The organism is Pseudomonas sp. TE3895, from assembly GCF_056278855.1.
In genome coordinates this window covers 5,344,480-5,370,221 of record NZ_JBWBQE010000001.1, presented here as the reverse complement: position 1 = coordinate 5,370,221, position 25,742 = coordinate 5,344,480, and the positions used below count along the sequence as shown (strand labels likewise).

Annotated in this window: 19 protein-coding genes, 4 tRNA genes and 1 pseudogene; 21 read left to right on the top strand and 3 right to left on the bottom strand. The window is 63.0% G+C overall.

Annotation, left to right across the window (positions count from 1 at the left end; genetic code table 11):
- The first annotated feature begins 351 nt into the window (after positions 1–351).
- Positions 352–795, top strand: coding sequence for an Hsp20 family protein (locus ACZ889_RS24305; protein ID WP_019437397.1), 444 nt, complete (start codon positions 352–354; stop codon positions 793–795).
- An 88-nt stretch (positions 796–883) separates the two neighbouring features.
- On the opposite strand, the gene ACZ889_RS24300 is transcribed toward ACZ889_RS24305, so the two are convergent.
- Positions 884–4,180: a bifunctional diguanylate cyclase/phosphodiesterase gene (locus ACZ889_RS24300; RefSeq protein ID WP_060539031.1), complete on the bottom strand. Its 3,297-nt coding sequence runs from the start codon at positions 4,178–4,180 to the stop codon at positions 884–886.
- A 61-nt stretch (positions 4,181–4,241) separates the two neighbouring features.
- Positions 4,242–5,120: a LysR family transcriptional regulator gene (locus ACZ889_RS24295; protein ID WP_017147833.1), complete on the bottom strand. Its 879-nt coding sequence runs from the start codon at positions 5,118–5,120 to the stop codon at positions 4,242–4,244.
- A 131-nt stretch (positions 5,121–5,251) separates the two neighbouring features.
- Between ACZ889_RS24295 and leuC the strand changes: the two genes are divergently transcribed.
- The 5 genes from leuC (at position 5,252) to asd (ending at position 10,520) form a co-directional block, all read left to right on the top strand.
- A complete protein-coding gene (gene leuC / locus ACZ889_RS24290; protein WP_003247191.1) occupies positions 5,252–6,685 on the top strand; it encodes a 3-isopropylmalate dehydratase large subunit in 1,434 nt (477 codons plus the stop codon).
- A complete protein-coding gene (gene leuD / locus ACZ889_RS24285) occupies positions 6,682–7,326 on the top strand; it encodes a 3-isopropylmalate dehydratase small subunit (protein ID WP_004576935.1) in 645 nt (214 codons plus the stop codon). Before leuC ends, leuD begins: the two co-directional genes overlap by 4 nt.
- Before the next feature lie 116 nt (positions 7,327–7,442).
- Positions 7,443–8,207: a class I SAM-dependent methyltransferase gene (locus ACZ889_RS24280; RefSeq protein ID WP_476257896.1), complete on the top strand. Its 765-nt coding sequence runs from the start codon at positions 7,443–7,445 to the stop codon at positions 8,205–8,207.
- A 54-nt stretch (positions 8,208–8,261) separates the two neighbouring features.
- Positions 8,262–9,344, top strand: a complete 1,083-nt coding sequence (gene leuB / locus ACZ889_RS24275; RefSeq protein ID WP_003247194.1) for a 3-isopropylmalate dehydrogenase — start codon at positions 8,262–8,264, stop codon at positions 9,342–9,344.
- A gap of 63 nt (positions 9,345–9,407) precedes the next feature.
- Positions 9,408–10,520: an aspartate-semialdehyde dehydrogenase gene (asd, locus tag ACZ889_RS24270; RefSeq protein WP_003247195.1), complete on the top strand. Its 1,113-nt coding sequence runs from the start codon at positions 9,408–9,410 to the stop codon at positions 10,518–10,520.
- A gap of 847 nt (positions 10,521–11,367) precedes the next feature.
- Here the strand turns inward: asd and ACZ889_RS24265 are convergent.
- Positions 11,368–11,473: pseudogene (locus ACZ889_RS24265) on the bottom strand (3-deoxy-7-phosphoheptulonate synthase); the annotation flags it as partial.
- 456 nt (positions 11,474–11,929) lie between these two features.
- On the opposite strand from ACZ889_RS24265, the gene ACZ889_RS24260 reads away from it, so the two are divergent.
- The 15 genes from ACZ889_RS24260 to ACZ889_RS24190 all read left to right on the top strand — a co-directional run bounded on the left by ACZ889_RS24260 (position 11,930) and on the right by ACZ889_RS24190 (position 25,652).
- A complete protein-coding gene (locus tag ACZ889_RS24260) occupies positions 11,930–12,934 on the top strand; it encodes an aspartate-semialdehyde dehydrogenase (protein WP_010953006.1) in 1,005 nt (334 codons plus the stop codon).
- Positions 12,935–13,005: 71 nt separating this feature from the next.
- Entirely contained in the window at positions 13,006–15,735 is a 2,730-nt protein-coding gene (locus tag ACZ889_RS24255) for a motility hub landmark protein FimV (RefSeq protein ID WP_476257895.1), read from the top strand.
- A gap of 193 nt (positions 15,736–15,928) precedes the next feature.
- Positions 15,929–16,789, top strand: coding sequence for a tRNA pseudouridine(38-40) synthase TruA (gene truA, locus ACZ889_RS24250; RefSeq protein WP_121783853.1), 861 nt, complete (start codon positions 15,929–15,931; stop codon positions 16,787–16,789).
- A 61-nt stretch (positions 16,790–16,850) separates the two neighbouring features.
- Entirely contained in the window at positions 16,851–17,471 is a 621-nt protein-coding gene (locus tag ACZ889_RS24245; RefSeq protein WP_003247201.1) for a phosphoribosylanthranilate isomerase, read from the top strand.
- Positions 17,472–17,691: 220 nt separating this feature from the next.
- Positions 17,692–18,585, top strand: a complete 894-nt coding sequence (gene accD / locus ACZ889_RS24240) for an acetyl-CoA carboxylase, carboxyltransferase subunit beta (protein WP_003247202.1) — start codon at positions 17,692–17,694, stop codon at positions 18,583–18,585.
- Positions 18,585–19,892, top strand: a complete 1,308-nt coding sequence (gene folC / locus ACZ889_RS24235; protein WP_476257894.1) for a bifunctional tetrahydrofolate synthase/dihydrofolate synthase — start codon at positions 18,585–18,587, stop codon at positions 19,890–19,892. Before accD ends, folC begins: the two co-directional genes overlap by 1 nt.
- Entirely contained in the window at positions 19,876–20,520 is a 645-nt protein-coding gene (locus tag ACZ889_RS24230; protein ID WP_003247204.1) for an SPOR domain-containing protein, read from the top strand. Before folC ends, ACZ889_RS24230 begins: the two co-directional genes overlap by 17 nt.
- Before the next feature lie 197 nt (positions 20,521–20,717).
- Positions 20,718–21,275, top strand: a complete 558-nt coding sequence (locus tag ACZ889_RS24225) for a CvpA family protein (RefSeq protein WP_047604527.1) — start codon at positions 20,718–20,720, stop codon at positions 21,273–21,275.
- Positions 21,276–21,317: 42 nt separating this feature from the next.
- Positions 21,318–22,823, top strand: a complete 1,506-nt coding sequence (purF, locus tag ACZ889_RS24220; RefSeq protein WP_004574897.1) for an amidophosphoribosyltransferase — start codon at positions 21,318–21,320, stop codon at positions 22,821–22,823.
- Between the two features lie 16 nt (positions 22,824–22,839).
- Positions 22,840–24,051, top strand: coding sequence for an O-succinylhomoserine sulfhydrylase (locus ACZ889_RS24215; protein WP_003247208.1), 1,212 nt, complete (start codon positions 22,840–22,842; stop codon positions 24,049–24,051).
- Complete coding sequence (locus ACZ889_RS24210; protein WP_180689476.1) at positions 24,048–24,821, top strand: SDR family oxidoreductase; 774 nt, start codon at positions 24,048–24,050, stop codon at positions 24,819–24,821. The genes ACZ889_RS24215 and ACZ889_RS24210 overlap by 4 nt, the downstream gene beginning before the upstream one ends.
- 219 nt (positions 24,822–25,040) lie before the next feature.
- A tRNA-Val gene (locus tag ACZ889_RS24205) sits at positions 25,041–25,116 on the top strand.
- A 65-nt stretch (positions 25,117–25,181) separates the two neighbouring features.
- A tRNA-Asp gene (locus ACZ889_RS24200) sits at positions 25,182–25,258 on the top strand.
- Positions 25,259–25,357: 99 nt separating this feature from the next.
- Positions 25,358–25,434: transfer RNA gene (locus tag ACZ889_RS24195), tRNA-Asp, on the top strand.
- 141 nt (positions 25,435–25,575) lie between these two features.
- Positions 25,576–25,652, top strand: a tRNA-Asp gene (locus tag ACZ889_RS24190).
- Positions 25,653–25,742 lie beyond the last annotated feature (90 nt).

Genomic DNA, 25,742 nt, shown 5'->3' with positions numbered 1-25,742 from the left:
ACCCGCTCCTACACACACACACGCATCGGTGGTTCGGCACAGGTCGTCGTAGGGGCGGGTTTACCCGCGAAGAGGCCGGCCCAGCTGGCCAATCTCCACCTTCCGTTCACCGTTGCCGCTGCCACCGTATTCGCGGGTAAACCCGCTCCTACACACACGCATCGGTGGTTCGGCGCAGGTCGTCGTAGGGGCGGGTTTACCGGCAAATAGGCCATCAGGCCCCGTGCAAAAAAATCAAATTTTTTCTGTTTGCCCCTTGAAAGCGTTTCCCTCGGCCATATCTTTTGAGTACGCGATGCCGAAGCCGGGTCGCGTAATGACTTACTTGCTGAATCTCAGGAGTTTATGACCATGACTACTGCTTTCTCTCTTGCTCCACTGTTCCGTCATTCCGTTGGTTTCGACCGTTTCAACGACCTGTTCGAATCCGCGGCACGTAACGAGGCCGGTAGCAGCTACCCGCCCTATAACGTGGAAAAGCATGGCGATGACCACTACCGCATCGTGGTTGCTGCAGCTGGTTTCCAGGAAGAGGACCTCGACCTGCAGGTCGAAAAAGGTGTCCTGACCGTGACCGGTGGCAAGCGCGACAATAGCGCCGCTGAAGTGACCTACCTGCACCAGGGTATCGCACAACGCGCCTTCAAGCTGTCGTTCCGCCTGGCAGATCACATCGAAGTGAAGGCCGCCGGCCTGGCCAATGGCCTGCTCAGCATCGACCTGCTGCGCATCGTGCCTGAAGAAGCCAAGGCCAAGCGCATTCCGATCAATGGCGAAAAACCAGCGCTGAACTGACCGCGCAGCAATGAAAAAGGGCACCTCCAGAGGTGCCCTTTTTCGTGCTTCTCACGCGGTCCCGTGTAGGCGCGCAGCCGTCATGCGATCAGTAATCTGCCGGCGCCTCCAGCAACATCTGCCGAAACTCCAGCAACGGCAATGGCCGGCTGTGCAGATAACCCTGGTACAGATGGCACCCCAGCCGCTCGAGAAACGCCAGCTGTTCGGTCAGCTCTACCCCTTCGGCAATCACCGCCAGGTCCAGACTGCGCGCCATGGCGACAATGGCGCGGACAATTTCTGCGTCGTTGGGGTCGACCGGTGCATCGCGCACGAAGCTCTGGTCGATTTTCAGCGCATCGACCGGCAGGCGCTTCAGGTAAGTCAGCGAGGAATAGCCGGTGCCGAAGTCATCCATGGCAAAACTTACCCCGTAGCGCTTCAGCTCGCGCATCTTGCTGATGGTGTCCTCCAGGTTCTGGATGACGATGCCTTCCGTGATTTCCAGCGTCAGCATCTGCCGCGGCAGGCGGTAATCGTCCAGGCTGCGCAGCACCCGCCCGACAAAGTCGTTCTGGCGGAACTGTCGCGGGCTTATGTTCACGCACAGGCTGAAATCATCAGCATCGATCAACCCGTCGGTGAGCATGCGGGCGCAGGCGTCGCAGGCTTCGTCGAGAATCCAGCTGCCAACTTCAAGGATCAGGCCGCTTTCTTCCAGTACCTGAATGAACTGCGAGGGCGGTTGCTGGCCCAGTAGCGGGTGGTGCCAGCGCAGCAATACTTCAGCACCGACGATGCGGTTGTCGCGGGCATCCACCTGCGGCTGGAAGTGCAGCGCCAGTTCGCCACGGGCCAGGGCCAGGCGCAGGTCGTTTTCCATGCGCAGGCGCTCGCTGGCGGCCTTCTGCATGGTGGTGTGGAACAGCTGTGTGGTGTTGCGACCGGAGTCCTTGGCCCGGTACAGGGCGATATCGGCACGTTTAAGCAGGTCGGCCGGTGTGGTGCCGTGGTCGGGGATCAGCGCCACGCCGATGCTGGGCGTTACCTGCAGGCGCTGGCCATCCAGTGACATTGGCTCGGCCAGCAGTTCGCGAAGGGTGTCGGCCAGCTCGCGCACTTTCTCTTCCACGTGTTCGCGGCTCCCTTCCAGGCCGCTGAGCAGCACCACGAATTCGTCGCCACCCAGGCGCGCCACGGTGTCCTCCAGGCGCACGCTGGCCTCAAGGCGGGCAGTGATGATCTTCAGCACGGTGTCGCCCACCGGGTGGCCCAGCGAGTCGTTGATGTGCTTGAAGTGGTCGAGGTCAAGGAACAGCAGGGCGCCACGCAGGTTATGGCGCTTGAGCAGGGCGATCTGCTGGCTCAGGCGGTCCATCAGCAAGGCGCGGTTGGGCAGGTTGGTCAGCGGGTCGTGATAGGCCAGGTGGCGTATCTGCGCCTGGGCGTTCTTCAGCTGGCTGACGTCGCGGGCGGTCAGCAGCAGGCAATCCACTTCGTTGAGGGTGATCGGTTCCACCGAAACCTCGACCGTGAGGATATCGCCACGCTTGTTGCGCCCGAGCATCTCGCGGTGGTGTACCCGGCCGCGCTCGTGCAATTCGGCCAGCAGCGCGCTGCGCTGCTTGTCGTCGGCCCAGATGCCGATCTCATACACCGTGTGGCCGATCACGTCGGCAGTGCTGTAGCCGGTCAGGCGGCAGAAGCCGTCGTTGATCTCCAGGTAGCGGCCGCTGTGGCGTTCGGTGATGGTGATAGCGTCGGGGCTGGAGTGGAAGGCCTTGGCGAACTTCTCCTCGCTGGACTTCAGTGCGGCTTCGGCGCGTTGTTGCTGGGTGATGTCGCGCAGGGTGGTCACGCTGCAGGGCTGGTCGTCGACGGTGATCAGGCGGCTGGAAATCACACAGGTCATCGGGGCGCCATTGCGGTGGTTGAGTACCACGGCGACGTTGCTCAAGGCCTGTTCGCGGATCACCTGCTCGATACGTTTGGCGCGCTCGACGGACTCGGCCCACAGGCCGATTTGCTCTGCGGTACGCCCAAGCACCTGCTCGCTGCTCCAGCCGAAGGTCTGGGTGAACGCCGGATTGATCTCGATGAACTGGCCAGTGTCCTGGCGGGTGACGCAGATCGGGTCGGGGCTGACCTGGAACAGGCTGGCAAACTTCTCTTCCGAGGCGCTCAGGCGCTGTTCGCGCTCCACCTGATCGGTGATGTCGAGCAAGGTGCCCGCCATGCGCAGGGGGATGCCCTGGTCGTCGCGGTACAGCCGCGCGCGGCTTTCGATGTAGCGTGAAGTGCCGTTTTCCAACTGCACCCGGTAAGTGATCTGATAGTTGCCGGCAGGCCCTTCGCGCAGGCTGCGGTAGGCCTGTCGCATCGAGTTGCGCTCTTGCTCCGGCACACCTTCGAAGAACGCATCGAACGATTCATGAAAAGGGATGGGCGGCAAGCCATGCAGCTGCGCCGCGCGGGCTGAGCCGTAGAGCATGCCGCTTGGGATGTGCCAGTCCCAGGTGCCCAGTTGCGCGGAGTCCAGGGCCAGGTCCAGCCGCTCCTGGCTGTCCTTCAGGGCCTGCTCGGCACGCTTGCGTTCGGTGGTGTCGACGAATGTACTGATCAGGAAGGTCACGCCTTCCAGCTCGATGCCCTGGGTGCACAGGATGCCGTCATGCACCTTGCCGCTGGTCGCGCGAAATTGCACCTCCATGATCAACGGGCCGCCGTTGGCGCGGGTCGACTCCATGATCTGGTGGCGCTGTTCGGGGTTGACCCACAGGCCCAGTTCCAGGCTGGTCTTGCCGATCACCTGGCTGCCGGGCCAGCCGAACATGTTTTCGAAGTGCTGGTTGACCTCGAAGATCATGCCATCGTGGCGACGGGTCAGCAAAATGGCGTTGGGGCTCAGGTGGAACAGCGTGGCGAAGCGCTTTTCCGAATTGATCAGTGCTGTTTCCCGTTCGCGCTGGCGGGTGATCTCGCGGATCACGCCGATCATCTGCGGTCGGCCGTGCGGGTCGTGGGTCAGGCTGCCGTTGATCTCCAGCCAGTGCAGGCTGCCGTCCGGCCAGCGGATACGGTGGCGCATGGCTTGCTCCACCGGCTCGCCATTGACCACCGCCTGGAACACCTGACGCGTGCGGGCGCGGTCCTCCTCGGGCAGCAGGTCGAGGTAATCGATATCGGCGGGCAGTGGCCGCTGTGGATCGAAACCGAACAGGGCCTGGGTGCCCCGCGACCAACTGACCCTGCCGCTTTCGATATCCCATAGCCAGGCACCCAGGCGCGCACCGTTGAGCGCTGCCAGCAGTTGCGGGGCGTTCTGCCAGGCCTGCTCGGACTCCTGGGGATCAGCGGCAGGTATGCGCGGCAGGCGCAAAAAGCGGTTTGCTGATTTGGGCATCGGTACCAGACCTTTGGCGTATGACGTGTCCTTGGAATCGGAATAGCTGGCTGACAGCCAGTCATGCGGGCCCTGAGTGACTGTCGAGCAGGGCCATGAATGCCCTGGCCGCATTCGATAGCGTACGCTCCGTGTGCAGAATGTAGCCTAGCTGGCGCGACAGCTGTATGCCGGGCAAAGCGATGGGTGAAACCTGTTCGTCGAGCATGGTGCGTGGCAGCACGCTCCAGGCCAGGCCGATCGATACCATCATCTTGATAGTTTCCAGGTAGTTGGTGCTCATGGCGATGTTCGGCGTCAGGCCCTGGCTTTCGAACAGACGCTGGACAATATGGTGGGTAAAGGTATTGCCGCCGGGAAATACCGCCGGGTGGCGGGCAACGTCAGCCAGGCTGACCGCCTGGTTGTTGGCCAGCGGGTGCTCGGGGGCGGCGACAAAGTCCAGGGCGTCATCCCACACCGGCACGGCCTTGACCAAATGGTGTGGCTCGGGCGCCAGGGTGATCACGGCGATTTCGGCGCGGCCATGCAGAATCTCGTCGTAGGCCTGTTCCGAATCCATGAACTGAATATCCAGTGCCACTGCCGGGTACTGGCGGGTGAAAACCCGTAGTAGCGGGGGCAGGCGGTGCAGGCCGATGTGGTGGCTGGTGGCCAGGGTCAGGCGACCGCTCACGGCCCCGGTCAGATTGGTCAGCGCCCGTCGGGTATCATCAAGGACGTTGAGGATCTGGTAGGCCCGCGGCAGCAGTGCGCGCCCGGCTTCAGTCAGGGTTACTTCGCGGCCCAGGCGGTCGAACAGGCGCACGTCCAGTTGCTGCTCCAGGCCGGCGATGCGTTTGCTGATGGCCGGCTGGGTCAGGAACAGGCGTTCGGCTGCGCCGGAAAAGCTGCCGGTTTCGGCAATAGCGATGAAGGCACTGAGGTTGGCCAGGTCCATGGTGTCGTATTCCTTTGGGTTATCCAAAGCATAAAAATTATGAATTTGAGTTATTCAATCTAACCCCCTAGCATCGTCCGTACAAGCCAAGGGGTCTTTGGCATAGAAAGACGCTGATGAGGAACAGTCTGATGGCTGGCAAAACGCTCTACGACAAACTCTGGGAAGCCCATGAGGTCAAGCGCCGTGATGACGGCTCGTCCTTGATCTACATCGACCGCCACATCATCCACGAAGTGACGTCGCCCCAGGCCTTCGAAGGCCTGCGCCTGGCCAACCGCAAGCCATGGCGTATCGACGCCAACATCGCCACGCCCGACCACAACGTGCCGACCACGCCAGAGCGCAAGGGCGGTATCGAGGCGATCGTCGACCAGGTATCGCGCCTGCAGGTGCAGACCCTCGACGAGAACTGTGACGAATACGGCATCGTCGAATTCAAGATGAACGACGAGCGCCAGGGCATTGTCCACGTCATCAGCCCGGAGCAAGGCGCCACCTTGCCGGGCATGACCGTGGTCTGCGGTGACTCGCACACCTCCACCCACGGCGCCTTCGGTGCCTTGGCCCATGGCATCGGCACTTCCGAGGTCGAGCACGTGCTCGCCACCCAGTGCCTGGTCGCCAAGAAGATGAAGAACATGCTGGTGCGCGTGGAAGGCCAATTGCCGGCCGGCGTCACCGCCAAGGATATCGTCCTGGCCGTGATCGGCAAGATCGGCACTGCCGGTGGCAACGGTCACGCCATGGAATTCGCAGGCAGTGCCATTCGCGAATTGTCGATGGAAGGCCGCATGACCATCTGCAACATGTCCATCGAAGCCGGTGCCCGCGTTGGCCTGGTGGCGACCGATGCCACTACCGTTGCCTACGTCGAAGGGCGCCCGTACGCGCCGAAGGGCGAGCAGTGGAAGCAAGCGGTCGAATCGTGGAAAGACCTGGTGTCGGATGACGATGCCGTATTCGACACCGTGGTCGAGCTGGATGCCAGCCAGATCAAGCCACAGGTCAGCTGGGGCACTTCGCCCGAGATGGTTCTGGCCGTCGACCAGCGCGTACCGGATCCGGCGGCCGAAGCCGACTTGGTCAAGCGTGGTTCGATCGAGCGTGCCTTGAAGTACATGGGGCTGACCGCCAACCAGGCGATCACCGACATCAAGTTGGACCGTGTGTTCATCGGCTCGTGCACCAACTCGCGAATCGAGGACCTGCGCGCTGCGGCGGAAATCGCCAAGGGTCGCAAGGTGGCCGCCAGCGTCAAGCAAGCCATCGTCGTGCCGGGTTCGGGTCTGGTCAAGGCCCAGGCCGAGCGTGAAGGCCTGGACAAGATCTTCCTCGAAGCCGGTTTCGAATGGCGTGAACCAGGCTGCTCGATGTGCCTGGCGATGAACCCGGACCGCCTGGAAAGCGGCGAGCATTGCGCGTCCACCTCCAACCGCAACTTCGAAGGCCGTCAGGGCGCCGGTGGCCGTACCCACCTGGTCAGTCCGGCCATGGCCGCCGCTGCCGCGGTAGCCGGCCACTTCATCGATGTCCGCGAGTTGATCCAAGGGAGCGCAGCATGAAAGCCTTTACCCAGCACACTGGCCTCGTCGCACCGTTGGACCGTGCCAACGTCGACACCGACCAGATCATCCCAAAGCAGTTCTTGAAATCGATCAAGCGCACCGGCTTTGGCCCGAACCTGTTCGACGAGTGGCGTTACCTGGACGTGGGGCAGCCCTACCAGGACAACAGCAAGCGCCCGGTCAACGAGGAGTTCGTGCTCAACCACGCGCGCTACCAGGGCGCCAGCGTGTTGCTGGCGCGGGAGAACTTTGGTTGCGGCTCCAGCCGTGAACATGCCCCTTGGGCGCTGGACGAGTACGGCTTCCGCAGCATCATTGCGCCAAGCTTTGCCGACATTTTCTTCAACAACAGCTTCAAGAACGGCTTGCTGCCGATCATTCTCAGCGATGAGGAAGTCGACGAGCTGTTCAAGCAGGTCGAAGCCAACCCGGGCTACCAGCTGACCATCGACCTGCAGGCGCAGGCGGTGACCCGCCCGGATGGCAAGGTGCTGCACTTCGAAATCGATGCATTCCGCAAGCACTGCCTGCTCAACGGTCTGGACGATATCGGCCTGACCCTGCAGGACAGCGACGCGATCAAGGCCTTCGAAAGCAAGCACCGCGCCAGCCAGCCTTGGCTGTTCCGTGATGCCTGAAGTTCGTAGGTGACTGGACGGGCCTCTTCGCGGGCAGAGGGTTACGCGGTCGTTGTAGGCGCGGGTTTACCCGCGAAGAGGCCGGCACAGGCAACAAAAATCTAAAGGAACGAGACATGACCAGCACCCAGCACATCGATGTGGTCCAACGCCAGTTCGGCGAGCAGGCCAGCGCCTACCTCAGCAGCGCCGTGCACGCCCAAGGCAGTGAATTCGCCCTGCTGCAGGCTGAGCTGGCAGGGCAGGCCCATGCCCGCGTGCTGGACCTGGGCTGCGGTGCCGGTCATGTCAGCTTCCACGTCGCCCCGCTGGTTGCCGAAGTGGTCGCCTACGACCTCTCGCAGTCCATGCTCGACGTGGTCGCCAGCGCCGCCGCCGAACGCGGCCTGGCCAATATCACGACCGAACGCGGCGCTGCCGAACGCCTGCCGTTCGCCGATGCGTCGTTCGAGTTCGTCTTCAGCCGTTATTCGGCCCACCACTGGAGTGACCTGGGCCTGGCCCTGCGCGAGGTGCGCCGGGTGCTCAAGCCCGGTGGTGTGGCGGCGTTCATCGACGTGATGTCGCCGGGCAGCCCGCTGCTCGACACTTACCTGCAAACGGTCGAAGTGCTGCGCGACACCAGCCATGTGCGCGACTACTCCGCCGCCGAGTGGCAACGCCAGGTCAGCGAAGCCGGCCTGCACATGCGCAGCCACACCCGCCAACCGTTGCGCCTGGAGTGGAGCACCTGGGTTGAACGCATGCGCACCCCCGAGCCGATGCGCGTGGCCATCCGCCAATTGCAGCAAGCCATGGGCGAAGAAGTACGGCAGTATTACCAGATCGAGGCCGACGGCTCGTTCAGCACCGATGTGCTGGTGTTGTGGGCCGAGCGTTAAGCACTTTTCGGTGGGGCCCGCCTGGCCACGCCGCGTGAATGGATAGAGGAAAGCATGAGCAAGCAGATTCTGATTCTCCCAGGTGACGGTATCGGCCCGGAAATCATGGCCGAGGCAGTCAAGGTACTGGAGCTGGCCAACGACAAGTTCCAGCTCGGCTTCAGCCTGGCGCACGACGTGATTGGCGGTGCCGCCATCGACAAGCACGGTGTGCCGCTGGCCGACGAAACCCTGGAGCGTGCGCGCAAGGCCGATGCGGTGCTGCTGGGGGCTGTGGGCGGGCCGAAGTGGGACAAGATCGAGCGAGACATTCGCCCGGAGCGCGGCCTGCTGAAGATCCGTTCGCAACTGGGCCTGTTCGCCAACCTGCGCCCAGCCATCCTTTACCCGCAACTGGCCGATGCCTCGTCGCTGAAGCCGGAAATCGTATCGGGCCTGGACATCCTCATCGTCCGTGAGCTGACCGGCGGCATCTACTTCGGTGCCCCGCGTGGTCAGCGCGAGCTGGAAGGTGGCGAACGCCAGGCCTACGACACCCTGCCGTACAGCGAAAGCGAAGTGCGCCGCATTGCCCGTGTCGGTTTCGACATGGCCCGTGTGCGCGGCAAGAAGTTGTGCTCGGTGGACAAGGCCAACGTTCTGGCCTCCAGCCAGCTGTGGCGTGAAGTGGTCGAAGACGTGGCCAAGGACTACCCGGACGTGGAACTGAGCCACATGTACGTCGACAACGCTGCCATGCAGCTGGTGCGTGCACCCAAACAGTTCGACGTGATGGTGACCGACAACATGTTCGGTGACATTCTGTCGGATGAAGCTTCCATGTTGACCGGTTCCATCGGCATGCTGCCTTCGGCGTCTCTGGATGCCGACAACAAAGGCATGTACGAGCCTTGCCACGGCTCGGCACCGGACATCGCGGGCCTTGGTATCGCCAACCCACTGGCGACCATTCTGTCGGTGTCGATGATGTTGCGTTACAGCTTCAATCAGTCGGCTGCCGCCGAGGCGATCGAGAAGGCCGTGAGCCTGGTTCTGGACCAGGGGCTGCGTACCGGCGACATCTTCTCGGAAGGCTGCCGCAAAGTTGGTACGCAGGAAATGGGCGACGCAGTAGTCGCAGCGCTGCGGAATCTGTAATCTCTCTGGCCCGCCCCCCAAAATTCCCGGTGGCGGCCCACTTTTAGCAAAGGTGTAGTTGCGATGAAACGTGTAGGTCTGATCGGTTGGCGCGGTATGGTCGGTTCCGTGCTCATGCAGCGGATGCTGGAGGAGCAGGATTTCGACCTTATCGAGCCGGTGTTCTTCACTACCTCCAATGTTGGTGGCCAGGGTCCGAACGTGGGCAAGGATACAGCGCCCCTCAAGGACGCTTATTCGATTGAAGAACTCAAGACCCTCGACGTGATCCTGACCTGCCAGGGCGGCGACTACACCAACGAGGTCTTCCCCAAGCTGCGTGAAGCCGGCTGGCAGGGTTACTGGATCGACGCCGCTTCGTCCCTGCGCATGCAGGATGACGCGGTGATCATCCTTGACCCGGTCAACCGCAAGGTCATCGACCAGCAGCTGGACGCCGGTACCAAGAACTACATCGGTGGCAACTGCACTGTCAGCCTGATGCTGATGGGCTTGGGTGGCCTGTTCGAGGCCGGTCTGGTCGAGTGGATGAGCGCCATGACCTACCAGGCGGCTTCGGGTGCCGGTGCGCAGAACATGCGCGAGCTGATCAAACAGATGGGCGCTACCCACGCGGCAGTGGCCGATGACCTGGCCAACCCGGCCAGCGCCATCCTCGATATCGACCGCAAGGTTGCCGAGACCATGCGCAGCGAAGCGTTCCCGACCGAGAACTTCGGCGTGCCGCTGGCGGGCAGCCTGATCCCGTGGATCGACAAGGAACTGCCGAACGGTCAGAGCCGTGAAGAGTGGAAGGCCCAGGCCGAAACCAACAAGATCCTCGGTCGCTTCAAGAGCCCGATCCCGGTCGACGGCATCTGCGTGCGCATTGGCGCCATGCGCTGCCACAGCCAGGCGCTGACCATCAAGCTGAACAAGGACGTGCCGATCGCCGACATCGAAGGCATGATCAGCCAGCACAACCCTTGGGTGAAGCTGGTGCCGAACCAGCGTGAAATCAGCATGCAGGAGCTGACCCCGACCAAGGTCACCGGCACCCTGAACATCCCGGTTGGTCGCCTGCGCAAGCTGAACATGGGTTCGCAGTACCTGGGCGCGTTCACTGTAGGTGACCAGCTGCTGTGGGGCGCCGCCGAACCGCTGCGCCGCATGTTGCGGATTCTGCTGGAGCGTTGATCGTTCAGGCTTTACCTGAAAAATACCGCACTGGTGACAGTGCGGTATTTTTTTATGCCTGAAAGTATGCTTTTGGCTCGCGGGCCTAATCGCCGGATAATTCATGCCGCTGTTTGATGGCGAAATGTCTGCTCTGACAGACCCCTTGCTCTTGCCGTTGCCGTTGCCGTTGCCGTTGCTTTTGCTTCTAAGTGCGCGGTAGTTCAGGCGACGCAGATTGCGACTTCAGGAGGCCGAGCGCAGGGCTTGCGGAGGGAGGTGACGGGCATGGATGCCCGTCAAGCGCTGGGCCCCAGGATGGGGCCTGCAGCGCGGTCCTCCCGGGAGCAAGGCCGGAGCGAGGGGACCCCGGAGCGCAGCGCAGGGGCCGGATGATGGGAGCCGACGGCTTTGGTTACTTTGGCCACGACCAAAGTAACCCGCCGGAAGGGCGGAAAGGTGAATAGGCGCCAACATCGTGAATGAATGTCTGCTTGATGTGTAAGCGTACAACCCAAAAGCTCAAAAGCTTAAGCGCCGGTTTTGATCGGGCGTACAGTCCGTTTGCGATGGCGACGCCGACTCACCTTTCCGCCCTTACGGCGGGTCCCTTTTTGTCGTGGCAAAAAGGGACCAAAAACCGTCGGCTCCCATCATCCGGCCCCTACGCTGCGCTCCGGGGTCCCCTCGCTCCGGCCTTGCTCCCGGGAGCACGCGCTGCAGGCCCCATCCATGGGGCCTCAGCGCTTGACGGGCATCCATGCCCGTCATCTCCCTCCGCAATGCCTCCACTCGGCCTCCTGAAGTCGCAATCTGCGTCGCCTGGACTACCGCGCGCTTAGAAGCAAGATCAAAAGCGAGAAGCGAATTCGGTGATTGGCCGGCACCGCCGATGCATTCGGTGAGGTTCTGCCCAGTCATCTGGATAAGGATACGTCGGCATGGCTGCCCTCGGCCTGGTGTACCTGGAAGAACGCCGTTGCTCTTGCTCTTGCTTTGGCTTTTGCTTCTAAGCGCGCGGTAGTTCAGGCGACGCAGATTGCGACTTCAGGAGGCCGAGCGCAGGGCTTGCGGAGGGAGGTGACGGGCATGGATGCCCGTCAAGCGCTGGGCCCCAGGATGGGGCCTGCAGCGCGGTCCTCCCGGGAGCAAGCCCGGAGCGAGGGGACCCCGGAGCGTAGCGTAGGGGCCGGATGATGGGAGCCGACGGTTTTGGTTACTTTGGCCACGACCAAAGTAACCCGCCGGAAGGGCGGAAAGGTGACGATGCGCCACCTGCGCGAAGGAATACCTACTCGGAGTGAGTGCGCACATCCAAGAAGCAAGACGCAATCGAGCAACAGCAACAGCAGCGCCGGGTGGGCACAGACAAAACCCTACAATCCGAGTAAAGTGCCGCCCCCGCCGTTTACAGCAAAAGGATCCCTTCCATGACACACCCTTTGGATATCGCCGTCGTCGGCGCCACCGGCAGCGTCGGTGAAGCCTTGGTGCAGATCCTCGAGGAACTGGCATTCCCGGTTGCCACCCTGCACCTGCTGGCCAGCATGGAATCGGCGGGCAGCAGCGTGATGTTCGCTGGCAAGAAACTGAAGGTGCGCGAAGTCGACAGCTTCGACTTCGCCCAGGTCAAGCTGGCCTTCTTCGCCACCGGCGCCGCCGTCAGCCGCAGCTTTGCCGGCAAGGCGCTGCAGGCGGGCTGCACGGTCATCGACCTGTCCGGCGGCCTGGACGACGCCCTGGCCCTGGTGCCGGAAGCCAACGCCGAACGCCTGGCCAGCCTGTCGTTGCCAGCGCGCATTGTCAGCCCATGCTCGGCCGCAGTAGCCCTGGCCGTCGCGCTGGCGCCGCTCAAAGGCCTGCTGGACATCGAGCGGGTACAAGTGATGGCCGCGTTGGCGGTGTCGGCGCAAGGCCGTGAAGCGGTCAGCGAGCTGGCCCGGCAAACCGCCGAACTGCTCAATGCCCGCCCGCTGGAGCCGCGCTTCTTCGACCGCCAGGTGGCATTCAACCTGCTGGCCCAGGTCGGTGCTGCCGACGAGCAGGGCCATACCGCGCTGGAGCGCCGCCTGGTCAGCGAACTGCGCGTGCTGCTGGGCCTGCCTGAACTGAAGATTTCCGTGAGCTGTGTTCAAGTCCCGGTGTTTTTCGGCGATAGCTTCAGTGTGGCCGTGCAAAGCCGTCGCCCGGTAGACCTGGCAGCGGTCAACCAGGCCCTGGAGGCAGCCGACAGCATCGAGCGGGTGGAAAACGATGATTATCCGACCCCGGTAGGTGACGCAGTGGGCCAAGACGTGGTCTATGTTGGACGTGTACGTCACGGTGTTGATGAAGACCAGCAACTCAACCTCTGGCTAACCACTGACAACGTGCGCAAAGGCGCCGCGCTCAATGCCGTGCAAGTGGCGCAATTGTTGATTAAACACATGCCGTAAAAGATACTGGCGAGCACTTTTGTCCTGCTCCGCATGCAGGTTTCGGGACGATTCATACAAGGGAAGAGGTCATGCTTCGAATTCGCAAACTGGTTCTGGCCATGGCTGCAGCATCCGCGCTGTCGTCTGGCATGGCGAATGCGCTGGGCCTGGGGGAGCTGACCCTGAAGTCGGCACAGAATCAGCCGCTGGACGCCGAGATCGAATTGCTCGACGTGCGCGACCTCAAAGCCGCCGAGGTGGCGCCGAGCCTGGCGCCACCGGAAGAGTTCAGCAAGGCCGGGGTGGCGTTTCCGACCTACCTCGAAGACCTGACCTTCACACCGGTAATCAACCCCAACGGCAAAAGTGTGCTGCGCGTGACGTCCAGTCAGCCGCTGCCAGGTCCGGTGGTCAAGTTCCTGGTGCAGGTGATGTGGCCGCAGGGCCGTCTGCTGCGTGACTATAGTGTGCTGCTCGACCAGGCCAAGGCGCAGGGCGACAAGCCGGCGGCAGGCAATGTCACACCGGCCATGACCGGTGCCAGCAACTACACCACCCAGCGTCGCGACACCTTGTGGCAGATTGCCGCGCGTAACGCCCAGGGAGGGTCGATCCAGCAGACCATGATCGCGATCCAGGCATTGAACCCGGACGCCTTCATCGGCAACAACATCAACCAGCTGAAGGTTGGCCAGGTACTGCGCCTGCCCGACCAGCAGCAGATCCAGAGCATCGCCCAGGGCGAAGCGAACCGCGAGGTGGCCGAGCAGTATGCGGCCTGGCGTGAAGGCCGTCGCCTGGGGCCGCGTGCCCGCCAGCTGGATGCCACCCGCCGTGGCGCCGCCGAAGCTGCGCCGTCGCGTATCGCCCAGGGCGACAACCTGCGCCTGGTCAGCCCGGGCAAGCAGGCCGGTGCAGGCCAGGCCAAGGCGTTGAATGACGAGCTGGCCATGGCCCAGGAAAGCCTGGACACCAGCCGTCGCGACAACGAAGAACTGAAAAGCCGCATGGCCGACCTGCAGAGCCAGCTGGACAAGCTGCAGCGCCTGATCGAGCTGAAGAACAACCAGTTGGCACGCCTGGAAGGCCAGGGCGCAGCCGCGTCGGCTGCCGCTATCCCGGAGCAGCCCGTGGTCGATCCGGCACCTGCTGCTGCCGATACCGCACCCAAGCCTGTGCCGGACGCCCAGCCAGCATCCGCCAGCCAGCCGAAGGGTACGCTCGATTCGGTCCTGGGCAACCCGTGGCTTTTGGGGGTGATTGCCGGTTCCAGCATTCTGGTGCTGGCACTGCTGCTGTGGCTGCTGGCGCGCAAGCGCAAAGCCCAGCAAGAAGCCGAGAAGCACCTGCGCATGGCGCGGGCGCTGGAAGAAGAGCAGGGCGCAGGTTTCGACAGCGATACCGAGAGCTTCGACGGCGTCGAAGCCCGGGAGCCTGGCGTAACCCTGTCGCCGGCGGTGGTTGCCGCTTCGGCTGCAGCTGCCGTCGCTGCGGAAAAAGTGGCAGAACCGGTCGCTGAGGCAGAACCCGAGCCTGAGCCGCAAGCAGACCCGCACGCCGCGCTGCTGGCGCAAGTTGACCAATGCCTGGCCGAAGGCCGCCTTAATCGTGCTACCGAGCTGTTGGAGCCCGCCGTGGCCGCCGCGCCGGAGCGTGACGACCTGCGCCTGAAGCTGATGGACGTGTACGCCCGTCAGGGTGACCAGAGCGCGTTCGCTGAACAGGAGCGTCAGTTGCCGGCCAGCGAGCAGAACGTTGCTGAAGTCGCCAGCCTGAAAGAGCGTTACCCCGCCATGCTCGGCCTGGCTGCTGCCGGCCTGGGTGCGGCGGCGCTGGCTGCCGAAATGGATGAGCAGTACGTGCAAGAGCTGCTGCACGATGAGCCCGAAGCGCCGGTGGTTGCCGATGTGGTGCCTGACGAGTTGTCTGGGTTCGAGTCGCACGTGGAGGCTGAGCCAGAGGCTGTCGCGCAAGCAGAGCCTGACGCTGAGCTGGACGCCTTCGATGAAGTGCCAACGCTCGATGCAACGGACCTGGCCGAGCAGGATCTGGACAGCGCCTTCGACCTGAGCCTGGGTGAAGACCTGGCCGATCAAGACCCGCTGGCCGCGTCCGTGCTGGACGAGCCGATCGCACAGGGGGGCGTACCCGACGAGCTGGTAATCGCTGAGCCTGTGCTGGATGAGCCCGTACAGGAAGAAGCTCAGCCAGAAGAACAGCCCTTTGCCGTGGATGCCGAGCTGCAAGCCGACGCCGACGCTGATTTCGAGGCCATGCTGGCTCAGGCCGAGCCTCAGCCTGCCGTGGACCTGTCTGATTTCGACCTCGACGTCAGTGAGCCGGTTGCCCCGGCTGCCCCGGAGGCGCTGGAGCAAGATCCGCTGGATGTCGCGTCCGAACTGGCTGCCTTCGACAGCGAGCCGGAGTTTGACCCGGTCTCCGAGTTCGACCTGCCATCGGACTTCGACTTGTCCCTGTCGCTGGAAGACGATTCGCCGGCCGCCAAGAGCTTTGCCTCGGAGCTCAATGACGTCAACGCCGAGTTGGACAAGCTGTCGCAGAGCCTCGAAACGCCATCGCTGGAGCCGCACTTCACCAGCGAAGACGCGGTGGCGCAGCCAGAGCCCGAGCCTTTGGACGACCTGGACTTCGACTTCTTCTCCGGCAGTGACGAAGTCGCCACCAAGCTCGACCTGGCCCGTGCCTATATCGACATGGGTGACAGCCAGGGCGCGCGCGACATCCTCGATGAAGTGGTCAAGGATGGCGACGACAGCCAGCGTCAGGAAGCCGAGGACATGCTCTCCCGGCTGGTCTGATGCAAGCAGGTCAGGCCTCTTGCCGGGCTGGCCGCGCCCACAGGATCTCCACAAATGTTCGACCTTGTGAGTGACCTGTGGGGGCGGGCGTGCCCGCGAAGAGTCCCGCAAATACAGTGCGCATCCATCGGCAGCCCTACGAGGCTGCCGTTGTCGTTATAATCCCCGCCATTCCGTACACCCCACAGGTTTCATGCTCTTGGACATCATCGACACCGCTACCGCCGAATCCGCGGCCGAAGGCTACTCCCGCATCGCCCTGGGCGTGGAATACAAAGGCGCGCGCTACCGCGGCTGGCAACGTCAGGCCAGCGGCGTGCCGAGTGTCCAGCAAGCCCTGGAGCAAGCGCTGTCCAAGGTCGCCAACGAGCCGATTTCGGTGGTCTGCGCCGGGCGTACCGACGCCGGCGTTCACGGCTGCGGGCAGGTCGTGCACTTCGATACCCGTGCCGTGCGTGACGAGCGCGCCTGGACCATGGGCACCAACTTCAACCTGCCGCACGACATCAGTGTGGTCTGGTCGCGGCCAATGCCGGCCGACTTTCATGCCCGCTTCAAGGCCTGCGCCCGGCGCTACCGCTACGTCATCTACAACGACCCGATTCGCCCGGCGCACCTGGCCGAAGAGGTGACCTGGAACCACCGTCCGCTGGACGTCGATCGCATGGCCGAGGCGGCGCAGTTCCTGCTGGGTACCCACGACTTCAGCGCCTTCCGTGCCAGCCAGTGTCAGGCCAAGTCACCGATCAAGCACGTCTACCACCTGCGTGTTACCCGCCATGGCCAGATGATCGTGCTGGACGTGCGTGCCACCGCCTTCCTGCACCACATGGTGCGTAACATTGCCGGTGTGCTGATGGCCATCGGCGCCGGCGAGCGTCCGGTTGCCTGGGCGCGCGAGGTGCTGGAAGGGCGCAACCGCCGTGAAGGTGGGGTAACGGCACACCCATACGGGCTTTACCTGGTGCAGGTGGAGTACCCCGAAGCGTTTGCGTTGCCCAAGCGTTACATCGGCCCACACTTTTTGAGTGGTTACGAGGCGTTGGCAGACTGACGAGCGAAAAGCCATTTGCTAACATCCGCCCTTTCGCCGCAACAATCAGGGTTCTTGTTCCATGAGCAATGTTCGCAGCAAGATCTGCGGGATTACCCGCATCGAAGACGCACTGGCCGCTGCCGAAGCGGGGGCCGATGCCATCGGCTTCGTCTTCTATGCCAAGAGCCCGCGGGCGGTGGACGTGCGCCAGGCGCGGGCGATCATTGCCGAGTTGCCGCCGTTCGTGACCACGGTCGGGCTTTTCGTCAATGCCTCGCGCTGTGAGCTGAACGAGATCCTCGAAGTGGTTCCGCTGGACCTGCTACAGTTTCACGGCGATGAAACCCCGCAGGACTGTGAAGGCTACCACCGCCCCTGGATCAAGGCCCTGCGTGTGCGCCCTGGCGATGACCTGGAGGCGGCCTGTCAGCGTTACGCGGGGGCCCGCGGCATTTTGCTGGACACCTATGTGCCAGGCGTACCAGGGGGAACCGGCGAGGCGTTCGACTGGTCATTGGTACCGGCGCGTCTTGGCAAGCCGATCATTCTCGCGGGTGGGCTGTCGGCCGATAACGTTGGCCAGGCCATTGCCCGGGTAAAGCCTTATGCGGTGGATGTCAGTGGCGGCGTCGAACAGGCCAAGGGCATCAAGGATGCGGCGAAGATCGAGGCCTTCATGCGTGCGGTGAAACAGGCTTGATGGCAGATGTGACGGCTGGCTGCGCGCCATCGTCCATAGCTTTCGCAGCCCTGCGGGCCGCTGCCAGCACCTGTGGTGGCAAACAACACATTAGCGGTGGAGTGGCGCGCTGGAAACCCCGGCGGCCGGTCCACCATCGTTTCATAAAAGATTTTGAGCTCAAGGGCAGGGTAGGGCCGGTGACGCCGTCCCCCGCCTGCCAATACTGGAGAAAGAAAGCATGAGCAACTGGTTAGTCGACAAACTGATCCCTTCGATCATGCGTTCCGAGGTGAAAAAGAGCTCGGTGCCTGAGGGCCTGTGGCACAAGTGCCCGTCCTGCGAGGCCGTGCTGTATCGTCCGGAGCTGGAAAAGACCCTGGATGTCTGCCCCAAGTGCAATCACCACATGCGCATCGGCGCACGTGCGCGCATCGACATCTTCCTTGACGCCGAAGGCCGGGCGGAACTGGGTGCTGACCTGGAACCGGTCGACCGCCTGAAGTTCCGTGATGGCAAGAAGTACAAGGACCGCCTGACCGGCGCGCAGAAGCAGACTGGCGAAAAGGACGCGCTGATCTCCATGAGCGGCACCCTGATGGGCATGCCGATCGTGGTTAGCGCCTTCGAGTTCTCGTTCATGGGCGGCTCCATGGGTGCCATCGTCGGCGAGCGCTTCGTCCGCGCGGCCAACTATGCCCTGGAAAACCGCTGCCCAATGGTTTGCTTCTCCGCTTCGGGCGGTGCGCGCATGCAGGAAGCGCTGATCTCGCTGATGCAGATGGCCAAGACCTCTGCCGTGCTGGCGCGCCTGCGCGAAGAAGGCATCCCGTTCATCTCGGTCCTGACCGACCCGGTGTATGGCGGTGTTTCCGCCAGCCTGGCGATGCTCGGCGACGTCATCGTCGGTGAGCCGAAGGCCCTGATCGGTTTCGCCGGCCCACGCGTGATCGAGCAGACCGTACGCGAGAAGCTGCCTGAAGGCTTCCAGCGCAGCGAGTTCCTGCTGGAGCACGGTGCCATCGACCTGATCATCTCCCGTGGCGAATTGCGTCCGCGTCTGGCCCGCCTGCTGGCGCAGATGACCGGTCAGCAAACGCCGGAAGAAGCGCGTGAGGCGGCTGCCGTCGCGTGATGAAACAACGATCCCTGGGCGAATGGCTCGCCTACCTCGAGCAGTTGCACCCCTCGGCCATCGACATGGGCCTGGAGCGGTCGCAGAAGGTGCTTGCCCGCTTGGCGCTGGGCAATCTGGCGCCGTGCGTGGTGACAGTAACCGGCACCAACGGCAAGGGTTCGACCTGCGCCTTCGTGGCGTCGTTGCTGCGTGCTCAGGGGCTCAAGGTCGGTGTGTATAGTTCGCCGCACCTGCTACGTTACAACGAGCGGGTGGTGATCAATGGTCAAGAGGCCAGCGATGAGCGCCTGTGCGAAGCCTTCGCCGCCGTCGAGGCGGCGCGGGGCGATATTTCCCTGACCTACTTCGAGATGGGGACGTTGGCCGCGTTCTGGTTGTTCTACCAGTCGCAGCTGGATGCAGTGGTGCTGGAGGTGGGCCTGGGTGGCCGCCTGGATACCGTCAACGTAGTGGATGCCGACTTCGCCCTAGTGACCAGCATCGGTGTCGACCATGTTGACTACCTGGGTGATACCCGCGAGCTGGTGGCCTTCGAGAAGGCTGGCATCTTCCGCCCGGGCAAGCCGGCCCTGTGCGGTGATCTGGATCCGCCCGGGCCGTTGCTGGACAAGGCCGCCGAACTGGCCGCGCCACTGTTCCTGCGCGGTCGGGAATTCGACCTGGCCAGCGCCGATGGCTGCTGGAGCTGGCGTGGTACTGCCGCCGATGGCGCGCAGGTCGAGCTGCGTGACCTGCCTTTGCTTGACCTGCCCATGGAAAACGCCACGCTGGCCTTGCAGGCTTACCTGCTGATGGGGCTGCCGTGGGACGCGGCGCAAGTTCGCCAGGCGCTGCTGGATACCCGTATCACTGGGCGTCTCGACCTCCGTAACTTGAACTGGCACGGCAAACCGGTAGCGTTGCTGCTGGATGTCGGGCACAACCCGCATGCGGCGCAGTACCTGGCCAGGCGCCTGGCGGCCCGGCCGCTGAAGGGGCGCCGCCTCGCGGTGTTTGGCCTGCTCGCCGACAAGGATCTGGAGGGCGTTATCGCGCCGCTGCAGGGCCTCATCGACGACTGGGCGGTGGCGCCGCTGGATACCCCGCGCAGTCGCCCGGCTGCCGAACTGGCCACGTCCTTGGCGAACCTCGGTGCCACGGTGAAGTCTTATGCCAGCGTCGACGCCGCCCTTGAAGGGCAATGTGCGCAGGCGACGGCGGATGATCAGATCCTGCTGTTCGGTTCGTTTTTCTGTGTCGCCCAGGCGCTGGAATGGCTGGAGCGGCACGCCCAGGAGGGTGGAATAGATGGCTGTGCTGGATAAAGGGATGAAACAGCGCATGGTGGGTGCGCTGGTGCTGGTGGCGCTGGCGGTTATCTTCCTGCCGATGCTGTTTACCCGCGAGGACGAGATGCGCCAGGTGCACGTCGAAGCCCCGCAGGCACCGGCCATGCCCAGCCTACCGGAAGTGAAGGTGGAGCCGGTTGCCGTGCCGGAGCCACAGGTTATTGCGCAGGAGGCGCAGCCGGCGCCGGTGGTGATCGACGAGGCCACTGCGCCGGCGAGTACGCCCAGCCAGCCAATCACCCCGTCGCCGCAGACCCAGGCGCAGGTTCAGCCGCCCAAGCCGCAGGCGCCCGCGCCCAAGGTGGAGGCCAAGGCTGCTGCAACACCAGCGCCTGCCGCGCCATCGAAGATCGACGCCAATGGCCTGCCCGTCAGTTGGTCGATCCAGCTGGCCAGCCTGTCCAACCGCGCCGGTGCCGAAAAGCTGCAGCAAACCCTGCGTAGCCAGGGTTACAACGCCTATATCCGTACGGCGGGGGGCATGAACCGCGTGTACGTGGGGCCGTTGATCGAGCGCGCCGAAGCCGAGCGCGTGCGTGACGCCATCAACCGTCAGAACAGCCTCAAGGGCTTTGTGGTGCGCTTCCAGCCTGAGCGCAGCTGATTCCCCGGGGCGGCCATGCCGCCCATTCGCGGGTGAGCCCGCGCCTGCAGGTACTGCGCCGCTGCAAGGCTCAGCCAGAACCAGTTGGGGGCGGGTTTGCCTGCCAATGGCCCAACACCAATCCAGCTGACATTCCGCTTACTCCCGGCCCGCCGCTCTGGTAAAATGCGCCGCCTCAAACGTCTGCAGGCAGCACCGTGGCATTTACCTTGGTTGATTGGGCGATCATTGCGATCATCGCCGTCTCCACACTGATCAGTCTCAAGCGCGGCTTCGTCAAGGAGGCCTTGTCCTTGCTCATCTGGATCATTGCCGGTGCGGTTGCCTGGATGTTCGGCGGTTCGCTCTCGGTGTATCTTGAGAGCTATATCCAGACGCCATCGATGCGCGTCATCGCTGGCTGCGCCATTCTTTTCGTCGCCACCTTGCTGGTGGGGGCCATGGTCAACTTCCTTGTCGGTGAGCTGATCCGCGTGACCGGGCTGTCCGGCACCGATCGTTTCCTGGGCATGGCCTTCGGTGCTGCGCGCGGGGCCTTGCTGGTAGTGGTGGCCATAGGCCTGATCAGCTTGGGGCCGGTTCAACAAGACAACTGGTGGCAGGAATCACGCCTGATACCACAATTTCTCTTGGTCGCCGACTGGTCGAAAAACCTGATTCTGGGTTTCACCGGCCAATGGACGCCCAGTGGGCTGATCAGCACTCCGGCTGATCTTCCGTTCAAGGAACAGTTGCTCGGGCCGTCCAAGCCCTGAGCGCTATTCACTCAAGTTTCATCAAAGTAGGGGTTGCGTCGCATGTGTGGCATCGTCGGTATCGTCGGTAAGTCGAACGTCAATCAGGCGCTGTATGACGCGCTTACGGTCCTCCAGCACCGCGGCCAGGACGCTGCCGGTATCGTGACCAGCCATGACGGCCGGTTGTTCCTGCGCAAGGATAATGGCCTGGTGCGCGACGTGTTCCAGCAGCGCCACATGCAGCGCCTGGTAGGCAACATCGGCATCGGCCACGTGCGCTACCCCACTGCGGGCAGCTCGACCTCGGCCGAGGCCCAGCCGTTCTACGTCAACTCGCCTTACGGCATCACCCTGGCTCACAACGGCAACCTGACCAACGTCGAGCAGTTGGCCAAGGAGATCTACGAGTCCGACCTGCGCCACGTCAACACCAACTCCGATTCGGAAGTGCTGCTGAACGTGTTCGCCCATGAACTGGCGGTGCGCGGCAAGTTGCAGCCGACCGAAGAAGACGTGTTCGCTGCGGTCTCCCATGTGCACAGCCGCTGCGTTGGCGGTTACGCCGTGGTGGCCATGATCACCGGCTACGGCATCGTCGGTTTCCGCGACCCCCACGGCATTCGCCCGGTGGTGTTCGGTCAGCGTCACACCGACGAAGGTGTGGAATACATGATCGCGTCGGAAAGCGTCGCCCTGGACGTGCTCGGCTTCACCCTGATCCGCGACCTGGCACCGGGCGAAGCGGTGTACATCACCGAAGAAGGCCAGTTGTTCACCAAGCAGTGCGCCGAAGCGCCGAAGCTGCAGCCGTGCATCTTCGAGCACGTCTACCTGGCGCGCCCGGACTCGATCATCGATGGGGTCTCGGTGTACAAGGCGCGTCTGCGCATGGGTGAAAAGCTGGCCGACAAGATCATGCGCGAGCGCCCCGATCATGATATCGACGTGGTCATCCCGATCCCGGATACCAGTCGCACTGCCGCGCTGGAACTGGCCAACCGGCTGGGCGTCAAGTTCCGCGAAGGTTTCGTCAAGAACCGTTACATCGGTCGTACCTTCATCATGCCCGGCCAGGCCGCGCGCAAGAAGTCGGTGCGTCAGAAGCTCAACGCCATCGAGCTGGAGTTCCGCGGCAAGAATGTGATGCTGGTGGACGACTCGATCGTGCGCGGCACCACCTGCAAGCAGATCATCCAGATGGCCCGCGAAGCCGGCGCCAAGAATGTCTACTTCTGCTCCGCGGCCCCTGCAGTACGCTACCCCAACGTCTACGGCATCGACATGCCGAGTGTTCACGAACTGATCGCCCACAACCGCACCACCGAACAGGTGGGTGAGTTGATTGGCGCCGATTGGCTGGTCTATCAGGACCTGCCAGACCTGATCGATTCGGTCGGCGGCGGCAAGATCAAGATCGAGCAGTTCGATTGCGCGGTGTTCAACGGCGAATACGTCACTGGCGATATCGACGAAGCCTACCTCGACCGCATCGAGCAGGCCCGTAATGACCTGGCCAAGGTCAAGAACCAGGCCGTCAGCGCGATCATCGACCTTTACAACAACTGATTTTGGGAGCGACGGCATGACGGATCAATGGGATGCCGGGCGACTGGACAGTGACCTCGAGGGTGTCGGTTTCGACACCCTGGCGGTTCGCGCTGGTCAAAACCGTACCCCGGAAGGCGAGCACAGCGAAGCGCTGTTCCTGACCTCCAGCTATGTGTTCCGCACGGCAGCCGATGCTGCTGCGCGCTTTGCCGGCGAAACGCCGGGCAACGTCTATTCGCGCTACACCAACCCATCGGTGCGTGCCTTCGAGGAGCGCCTGGCGGCCATGGAAGGTGCCGAACAGGCCGTGGGTACGTCCACCGGCATGGCGGCGATCCTGGCCGTGGTCATGTCGCTGTGCAGCGCCGGTGACCATGTGCTGGTGTCGCAGAGCGTATTCGGCTCCACCATCAGCCTGTTCGAGAAGTACTTCAAGCGCTTTGGCCTACAGGTGGACTACGTGCCACTGGTCGACCTCACCGGCTGGGAAAAGGCCATCAAGGCCAACACCAAGCTGCTGATCGTCGAATCGCCTTCCAACCCGCTGGCCGAGTTGGTCGATATCACTGCGCTCAGCGAAATCGCCCATGCTCAGGGTGCCATGCTGGTGGTGGACAACTGTTTCAGTACCCCGGCGTTGCAGCAGCCGCTGAAGCTGGGTGCCGACATTGTGTTCCACTCGGCCACCAAGTTCATCGATGGCCAGGGCCGCTGCATGGGCGGTGTGGTTGCCGGCCGTACCGAGCAAATGAAAGAAGTGGTGGGTTTCCTGCGAACCGCAGGTCCAACCCTCAGCCCGTTCAACGCCTGGATCTTCACCAAGGGCCTGGAAACGCTGCGCCTGCGTATGCGTGCACACTGCGAAAGCGCTCAGGCCCTGGCCGAATGGCTGGAGCAGCAGGACGGCGTGGAGAAGGTGCATTACGCCGGCCTGCCCAGCCACCCGCAGCACGAACTGGCCAAGCGCCAGATGAGCGGTTTTGGTGCAGTGGTCAGTTTTGAGGTCAAGGGTGGCAAAGAGGGCGCGTGGCGTTTCATCGACGCTACCCGAGTGATTTCCATCACTACCAACCTGGGTGACAGCAAAACCACCATCGCTCATCCGGCGACCACCTCACACGGTCGTCTGTCGCCGCAGGAGCGTGAAGCGGCGGGTATCCGCGACAGCCTGATCCGCGTTGCCGTGGGCCTGGAAGACGTGGCCGACCTGCAGGCTGACCTGGCGCGCGGGCTGGCGGCATTGTGATCGAAATCAGCGGCAGCACCCCGGGCCACAATGGCCGGGTAGCCTTGGTCACGGGCGCCGCCCGCGGCATCGGTCTTGGCATTGCCGCATGGCTGATCTGCGAAGGCTGGCAAGTGGTGCTGAGTGATCTGGACCGCCAGCGTGGTACCAAAGCGGCCAAGGCGTTGGGCGACAACGCCTGGTTCATCACCATGGACGTTGCCGACGAGGCCCAGGTCAGTGCCGGCGTGTCCGAAGTGCTCGGGCAGTTCGGCCGGCTGGACGCGCTGGTGTGCAATGCGGCCATTGCCAACCCGCACAACCAGACGCTGGAAAGCCTGAGCCTGGCCCAATGGAACCGGGTGCTGGGGGTCAACCTCAGTGGCCCCATGCTGCTGGCCAAGCATTGTGCGCCGTACCTGCGTGCGCACAATGGGGCGATCGTCAACCTGACCTCTACCCGTGCTCGGCAGTCCGAACCCGACACCGAGGCTTACGCGGCAAGCAAGGGCGGCCTGGTGGCTTTGACCCATGCCCTGGCCATGAGCCTGGGCCCGGAGATTCGCGTCAATGCGGTGAGCCCGGGCTGGATCGATGCCCGTGATCCGTCGCAGCGCCGTGCCGAGCCGTTGAGCGAAGCTGACCATGCCCAGCATCCAACGGGCAGGGTAGGGACCGTGGAAGATGTCGCGGCCATGGTTGCCTGGTTGCTGTCACGCCAGGCGGCATTTGTCACCGGCCAGGAGTTTGTGGTCGATGGCGGCATGACCCGCAAGATGATCTATACCTGAGCACCTTTTTTAAACTGCGCCTGCCTCTTCGCGGGTAAACCCGCTCCTACAACGGTTAATGTCCGACTGTAGGAGCGGGTTTACCCACGAAGAGGCCGGCACAGGCAATAACCTCACGTTGCCTTTTTGAAAAAAATTCAATGGGGCTATTGACTTAGCTTCGCCACCTGCGTAAATTTCGCGGCCTCAGCGAAGCAAACGCAACAAGCAACATCGCGAGGGTGATTAGCTCAGCCGGGAGAGCATCTGCCTTACAAGCAGAGGGTCGGCGGTTCGATCCCGTCATCACCCACCACTTCCTGAGATGTTCCTGGAGCATCGGGTTCGCAAGAAGCCGATAGCCAGAGAGGAACGCACTGCGCAGCGGTAGTTCAGTCGGTTAGAATACCGGCCTGTCACGCCGGGGGTCGCGGGTTCGAGTCCCGTCCGCTGCGCCATTTTTCAGTAACAGATGGGTGCCTGGCACCGGTCTGAAGCCATAAGGCACATGCCTTGGGCTGATCCCAGTTTCAATCAGGCGCAAGCCTGAACGATACGCAGCGGTAGTTCAGTCGGTTAGAATACCGGCCTGTCACGCCGGGGGTCGCGGGTTCGAGTCCCGTCCGCTGCGCCATCTTCGTTTCAAGGTCCCTAGAACACCTTGAAGCAAACACAAGAGAAGCGATCGCGTTATCGCTTTTTTTGTGTCTGCCCTGAGGCCATCGCGCCGGAAGGGTAGACCCAGGTTTCAATCGGGCGCAAGCCTGAATGATACGCAGCGGTAGTTCAGTCGGTTAGAATACCGGCCTGTCACGCCGGGGGTCGCGGGTTCGAGTCCCGTCCGCTGCGCCATCTTCGCTTCAAGGCCCCATGAACGCCTTGAAGCAACGTTAAAGCGACCTTCGGGTCGCTTTTTTCGTTGGTGCGCCTGGTAAGTGCCTG